Here is a 6810-nt window from a genome sequence, read left to right as displayed (position 1 = left end):
AACCGACACTCCCAAAACGCAAGAAAACCACGGTCACCCCGCGGCTTTCCTGCAAAATCGAATACTTGCCAACAATCGATCAGCCAACAAAATCAACCGCTTCCAAATTGTTCACGGACGACTTCCAATCTCTAAACATCGCGCCCCTTCGGCAAGATGCTTTCGCAGACATCCTACGGTTGCCGCCAATCGCCGTGTGTCGAAGTGCAGTCCACCCGGACCGACGCCCAGTACCGAACTGGAATCAACACGATCGACGCTGTTCTTGACTGCGCTCAGTGTGTCTTCGTCAACGTATTCTGACGGGAACGATTGCTCGATATCCATAATCTAACTCGCACTCCGTTGCTGGTACGATGTCGGTTCAATGATCTCGATGAAGAGTTCAACGCGCGCGTCCCAGTTGTTGAGCTTAGCAAAGCGGATCATTTCGTCCACGGGCGGCCGAGTGTTTGCTGAAACCTTTACCGCTGTAGCAAACTCATGTGCCGTCGATGCCATCGAAACACCCGGAATTCCCGCGATTTCCTTCATGTTCGTGCTGACGACGGGCAGCCCCATGGCAACGTACTCATAGACCTTTAGGGGGTTGACGAAATGCGTTACGTTGCCCGGGACAAAGGGAATGACTCCGGCTTCGGCATGAGCCAGATAGGCTGGGAGATCACGCTGCGGCTTGACACCAAGGAAATGAACATTCTCAAATGTCGCCGAAATACTGTCCTGCCGAGCAGGATCGGCGCCACCGATCAACACAAAATCAAAGTCAGGGAGTTGCGCGGCGCAGTAACTCAGCAATTCCCAATCGAACCACTCGCCCCACATCGCCCCAGTGTAAATAACAATCATTCGTCCGACCGGAAGGTCTGCCGGACGCGCGAAGACGGAACTTCGATCGAAAATTCGATCATTCACCGCGTTTGGAATCAATGCCACTTCCCGCTTAGAAGCTTCGGATAGCTTCTGCTGCAACGTTTTCGCCGAAGCCACGAGAACGTCCGCCTGTTCGATGAAGCGCCGCTCGACCGATTGGCTATACCATTCCCATCCAAGTGAGGTTTCCCAATTATCTATATAGTCATAGATTGTAGTGACTCGCTCTCTGAAGCGCGACTTGAGGGCCTCGATTACCGGAAGCAAGCTCGGGTGTGGAAACTCCGAAATGACCGATACTCGAACGTCAAACTGACCATATCTGTCCGCGATCTCGTTCGGGTTAAAATCCTTCAGCGCATAGAATTCAAAGAGGGATAGGTCAACGTCGAAGTAGATCTTCTTCTTTTCCTCGAAACTTGGATAAATGTTCACGAACACAACTTTACAATTTTTCCTTGCAAAGGCGATTGCCATCTGACTGCAGCGTTGACCGCCACCAGAATCCGTGAACGGGACGCCAGAAAGAATGATAACGATCTTGCGAATACCTCGACGCTCGACCTCGACTGCCGAGCGATGAAGTCGGCCGGCGATGTAGCCGTTCACCCATTCATGTGTTAGCCAGGTGCTCGAGGCATTCTTCGCAAGAACGTGAGAGTAAGCATTGAAATCACCGAAAGCAGATTCTCCATCTCCATAAGCGTAATTGTACATGAGGCGTTTGGATTGTGCCGCCTCGACCGGAGCATTCCAAACCACGCGCGCCAAGCGACACACGGCCCAATTTCGCGATACGCGGCGTAGCTCCAAAGCAAAGGAAGTGTCCTCACCCGTCTTCGTCAAATATTCGGGAAAACCGTGCGTTCTCTGGAAAGTCGCCTTCGTGACCGCAAGCGCGCGCGCCGACGGAAGAAAATTCTTGAGATCGATATTGTCGAAGTCCCAGATGAACTGTTTCGAGTGCGCGTTCGACTCCGACGCTTCATAGAGACCACAGGCGGCATCAAGCGTGTCAAAGGTCGTGAAGGCACCAATCAATTCCTGGAAGAAATTGGCCTGCAGCACAGTACCTGCGTCGACGAACGCGATGAGATCAGTTGAAACCCTTTGGACACCGATGTTGCGTCCTCGCGCAATGTTGACACGGCCCGCCTCCACGATTGTGACGTCGATAGGAGCTGACGCGCCCCATTCACGCGCGAGTTTGACGGTGTTGTCCGAACTGCCGCCGTCGACGAAAATGAGTTCTCGCGGCAGTGAGGATTGGTTCGCAAGTGATTCGAGGAACCGAATAATTGAAGGCGCTTCGTCTCGTACGGTTGTTACACAACTGAATGGCAACAAGTTGCCGCAAAATGGCTCTTCAACAACATCAACCCGAATCGGCTTAAGGGGCTCAATCAACTCATATGGATTGAATGCCTGTCTAATTAGTTCGAACGCTGCGGTCTGTTGTTTGGCCTCAAACACAGGAGATTCAATACGTCGCTCGTCCACAATGCCGAGCAATGGCTTAGCGGTGGAGGCCGTCGTCCGCGGCCCATACTCTTGAGAAAGGCGTTCCCTTATCCATCCGAAGGCGCGCCCGACGCCGCCGGCCCGCACAAGCCGAACGAAGTACGAAATTCTTTTGCCTGTCGCGCGTGGATTGGAGATCAGCAGCCGTGCTGCAGTCGACAGCCACCTAAACGGCTGGGTCGCTTTCCATGAGGTGGAGCCAACAACAGCTTTAGCAAGATACTCCCAATCATTGCAATCACTTAAGGCCGAAAGCAAGCGCGCATTCAAATCCGCGTTAGCTTGCTTGACCGCCTGCAACTCCGCAGTGGTTACACGGTTGGTCTCTGCTTCGCTGATTAAGCTATTCCGAATGGTAGCCAGTTCACCCGCTTGCGCCTCCAAAGCAAGCACCGCACATTCCCGCTCAGCCGTGAGCCTCGTCAGTTCTTCGTTGGCCCGGCGCAACGCTGCGATATCCGGAGCAATCGAGATATCCGATAAATACAAGGCGCGGGCGAACGCCGCGGTGACATAAACGAGCAGAACCTGCTGCCCATTCCACATCGCTGCAGGCTCGACACTTGCATCTAGGACGGAGCAGTGTGCCAGTTGCAGTGAGTCGAGCACGGTCGGAATGTTCTCGGCCAAAAAAGTGTATTCGTGCTCGCAGTAGCGCTCGATCTCCCGATACGGGACAAGGACGACGAGTGCTGACCCGGCAAAGGCCGCGAGTTTTTCTGCTGTGGCCCAAGGATCGGCGAAATGCTCAAGGGTGTTGGACGAGAATATCACGTCCCAAACATGAGGCAGCGGGGTCGCCGAAATGTCGACGCAATCGAACTTGCACAAAGGATATCTAAGGCGCGCCTGTTCCACAGCCGGCCTCGCGAAATCTATTCCGGTTAGTTCCGTGTTCAGCGCGCTTCTCAGCAGATCGGTACCATCGCCGAGGGCGCAGCCCCAATCCAGAACTCGCAAACGGTTGCTGCGGATCGCAGAGACCAACCAGGCCGGCATGTTCTGAAGCGCCAACCCGGCAAAAGCCCGGCTCTGGTGCCGTCCACCGCGCTGTTCCCAATCTTCAATGAAGCGGTGAGACCAATACGATTGTGTATTCACGTCGTTCATCTCTGCCCCAGCATTCATTGTAGTCTCAGCACAGACTCGATACATGGCACGATCCGCCCATTAAATTGGATCGGACGAACTGATTGCATAAAGGCGATGCCTTCGATGTGCTCGATATATTCGACATCGAGAGGGCTCCCGCGCTGCAGCGCAGTCGAAATCATATAGCGGTCGCTCGATAGCAGATTACGAAAGCTGAATGCCGCGGTGAAACGTTGCGGACTCGTGCCGTGCGCGGGCCCAATGGGCGAACTGACACCCGTAATCAGATCGAGGCCAGACAGCGTCTTAATCGAGAAGGCGACACACAGTCCAGCCGGGCGCTCGCCCGCAGGGAGGCTCCCGCCAATCTGAAGGCTGACCATGTCGTCTCCTTCGACGACAAAAGTCGCCCGACCAGATCCGTCGTACATTTCTATGGTATCGATCAATCCAGTGGTACGTCCCCAGCGCGCGACTGGCCGATTGGCCGGTCCGAGTTCGCCGTCGGAGGAAGAGATGACGCGACTGTGATCTTGCGGTGGCACCGCCGATCCTTCAACCGACATTTCAGCCGAGGTTCCGGCTGTAGACTTTGGCCGCTGCGCAATTGAATGCGGAAGGAACACGGCTTCCAGATAGTCCGCTGTCACTCGTGTCACTTCGCCGATGGCTCGAAGAGCGCCGTGTTCGATCCAGATAGCCTGATCGCAGAAGGTGCGCACGGCGGCCACGTCATGGGAGACGAAGAGCACCGACGTGCCACTCGATTTCAGGTCTTTCAACCGCTGAAGGCATTTTGCTTGAAACGCTGCGTCCCCGACCGCGAGAGCCTCGTCAACAACTAGGATGTCCGGATCGATGCACGCCTGCACAGCGAAGGCGACCCGCACATACATACCACTTGAGTACATCTTCACCGGTCTGTCGAAGAACTCCCCGATGTCAGCGAAATCCTCTATCCCATCGATCCGGTCGGAGATCTCGCGGGCGGACAAACCGAGGATCTGGGCATTCAGGATCGCGTTCTGTCGGCCGGTGAACTCCGGGTTGAAGCCTGCGCCAAGCTCCAACAGCGCTCCGATGCGTCCCCGGACAGCGACTTCGCCGGTAGTAGGCGCCAGCGTGCCGCAAATGATCTGGAGCAACGTCGACTTGCCGGAGCCATTGCGGCCAATAATCCCGACAGTCTCCCCCGGCCCCACGCTGAAGCTGACGTCACGCAGCGCCCAATGCTCCTTGAAATAGGCACGCGGCGTCCGGCCCAGCGCGCGCGCAATGCGGGGTACGACCATCTGTTTCAGGCGATCCTGGGGCTGGTCGTAGATGAGATAGGACTTGCTGACGTTCCTGACCTCGATGACAGGTTCAGAGGACATCGGCGAAGGCCTTCCGAGTCTTTGCGAACCAAAGGTATCCCAGGACAGCGACTGCAGCTGCCACTGCCGAATAGAACGCTAGCCCCAGCAGATCTGGCGTGTCGCCAAACAGTAGAGCGCGACGTGACTGCTCCATAGGGAACGTCAGCGGATTAAACCCGATCCAGGTGCGGAATTCGCTCGGAAGAGCCCCAGCCGGATAGAATAGAGGGGAAAGAAACATCAGCATCGTCGTTGCGAGCGAGATCACCTGGGCTGTGTCACGCACAAAGGTCCCGAGAGAGGCCAAGAACCACATCACCCCCAGCAGCAGCAACATGAACGGCGCCAGGATGATCGGTACCCACAGGCCGGTCCAAGCAAGGTGAACTTGCAGCACCAGCGACATCGAAATGAACACCATAAATCCGATCGCCATGTTGAACACGGCGGCGAGCAACGCCACGATCGGCAGGATCTCCAGTGGAAAGACCAGCTTCTTGACGTAGTTTGCGTTTGCAAGAATCAAGGTTGGGGCGCGGCCGATCGCCTCGCTGAAGAGGTTGAAGACCAGCAAGCCGATAAATAACGCCATGGCGAAGTTGATCGGGGCTTGCCCGTCTTCTGCCCAGCGAGCGCGGAAGATTGTTCCGAACACAAAACTGTAGATTGCGACCGTGACGAGCGTCTGAACGATATACCAGCCGAGGCCACCAAGCGATCCCTTGTAGCGCGCCTCGATCTCGCGTCTTGCCAGGGCTATAATTAAGCTCCAACGAGTGAATAGGTTCTCTAACATACCGCCCGCCCGGCGCTGAGTACGCAGGCCGTCGACTGGTTCTCCGTGCCTGCGCCAGAAGTCAGGAACTCGCGGCACAGATCAACGATCCGGCGTGCCGCCTTGCCATCGCCATAGGGAGAGACACCCCGGGCCATCTGGGCATAATCGGCTTGATTGGTGAGAAGCCGGCTCGTCTCGAGCACAATCCGTTCCCGGTCAGCTCCCACCAAACGAGCGACGCCCGCCTCGACCGCCTCTGGGCGCTCGGTCTCGTCCCTCAGCACCAAAACGGGCTTGCCCAGCGCAGGGGCCTCCTCTTGGATGCCGCCACTATCGGTTAGAATCAAAGTCGACCGCTTCATCAATGTAACTAGGTCCTGGTAGTCAGCTGGCGGAATCAGATGAATCCGCTCCAACTCAGATAAACGGGCATGAACCGGGTGACGAATGTTCGGGTTTGGATGAACCGGGTAGACGAATTCCGTGTCCGGAAATCTGTCATGAAGCTCTCGAATCGCGTCGCAAATCGCTAGAATCGGCGCGCCGAAGTTCTCGCGCCTGTGTGCGGTTACTAGGACGAGACGCCTTCCGGCGCCAACGGGGAACGAGCACGGCAGGTCCTTGCTCGAAACTTCCAGGAGCGCATCCACCACCGTGTTGCCCGTGACATGGACCGAGCCGGCGGATACTCGCTCGGCTAGCAGATTCGTTCGCGCTTTCTCAGTCGGCGCGAAGTGGATGCAGCTGACGAGACTCGTGACGAGGCGGTTGAGCTCCTCTGGGAAGGGGCGCTGGATGTCGTGGGTGCGCAGCCCCGCCTCGACATGCCCGATCGGAATGCGGCGGTAGAACGCCGCTAGAGAGGCGATCATCACCGATGTAGTGTCACCCTGAACAAGGATGAGATCGTAACCCTCAGACGCAAGAAGCGGGTCAAGCTTGAACAGAATGCTGCCACTTAGACCCGCAAGCGTCTGATTGTCCTGCATGACGTCGAGGTCGTGATCAATCTCGATCGAAAAGATCCCAAGTATCTGTCGCACGAGGTCGCGATGCTGACCAGTGCTTACGACAGTAACATCAGCCCACTCTTGTCGTTTCAGTTCGGATATTACGGGCGCCATCTTGATGCACTCAGGGCGTGTGCCAACCAAGCAAAGGACACGTTTTCTTCGGATGCTCATCATT

4 protein-coding genes are annotated in these 6810 nt (G+C 56.2%); all 4 read right to left on the bottom strand.

Annotation, left to right across the window (positions count from 1 at the left end; all coding sequences use genetic code 11):
- Positions 1 to 330: 330 nt before the first annotated feature.
- Genes M9H71_RS03475 through wecB form a run of 4 tightly spaced genes read right to left on the bottom strand, consistent with a single transcriptional unit; the run spans position 331 to position 6806 of the window.
- A complete protein-coding gene (locus tag M9H71_RS03475; protein WP_455403703.1) occupies positions 331 to 3504 on the bottom strand; it encodes a glycosyltransferase in 3174 nt (1057 codons plus the stop codon).
- Positions 3505 to 3518: 14 nt separating this feature from the next.
- Positions 3519 to 4862 (bottom strand): ABC transporter ATP-binding protein, encoded by a 1344-nt coding sequence (locus tag M9H71_RS03470; protein WP_455403702.1) that lies wholly within the window; start codon positions 4860 to 4862, stop codon positions 3519 to 3521.
- Positions 4852 to 5640 carry an ABC transporter permease gene (locus M9H71_RS03465; RefSeq protein ID WP_455403701.1) on the bottom strand — a complete coding sequence of 263 codons (789 nt, stop codon included), beginning with the start codon at positions 5638 to 5640 and terminating at the stop codon, positions 4852 to 4854. The genes M9H71_RS03470 and M9H71_RS03465 overlap by 11 nt, the downstream gene beginning before the upstream one ends.
- The gene (gene wecB, locus M9H71_RS03460; RefSeq protein WP_455403700.1) at positions 5634 to 6806 is read right to left on the bottom strand and encodes a non-hydrolyzing UDP-N-acetylglucosamine 2-epimerase; all 1173 of its coding nucleotides are present in this window, start codon (positions 6804 to 6806) and stop codon (positions 5634 to 5636) included. The genes M9H71_RS03465 and wecB overlap by 7 nt, the downstream gene beginning before the upstream one ends.
- Between the last annotated feature and the right edge of the window lie 4 nt (positions 6807 to 6810).

Source organism: Rhodopseudomonas parapalustris (genome assembly GCF_053772255.1).
The sequence above is the reverse complement of the archived record's forward strand: the minus strand, read 5'-3'. Positions and strand labels throughout refer to the sequence as shown.

Bases quoted from the DNA above. Each gene is read 5' to 3' on its own strand.
- M9H71_RS03475 (WP_455403703.1), bottom strand. From the start codon at position 3,504: ATGAACGACGTGAATACACAATCGTATTGGTCTCACCGCTTCATTGAA.
- M9H71_RS03470 (WP_455403702.1), bottom strand. From the start codon at position 4,862: ATGTCCTCTGAACCTGTCATCGAGGTCAGGAACGTCAGCAAGTCCTAT.
- M9H71_RS03465 (WP_455403701.1), bottom strand. From the start codon at position 5,640: ATGTTAGAGAACCTATTCACTCGTTGGAGCTTAATTATAGCCCTGGCA.
- wecB (WP_455403700.1), bottom strand. From the start codon at position 6,806: ATGAGCATCCGAAGAAAACGTGTCCTTTGCTTGGTTGGCACACGCCCT.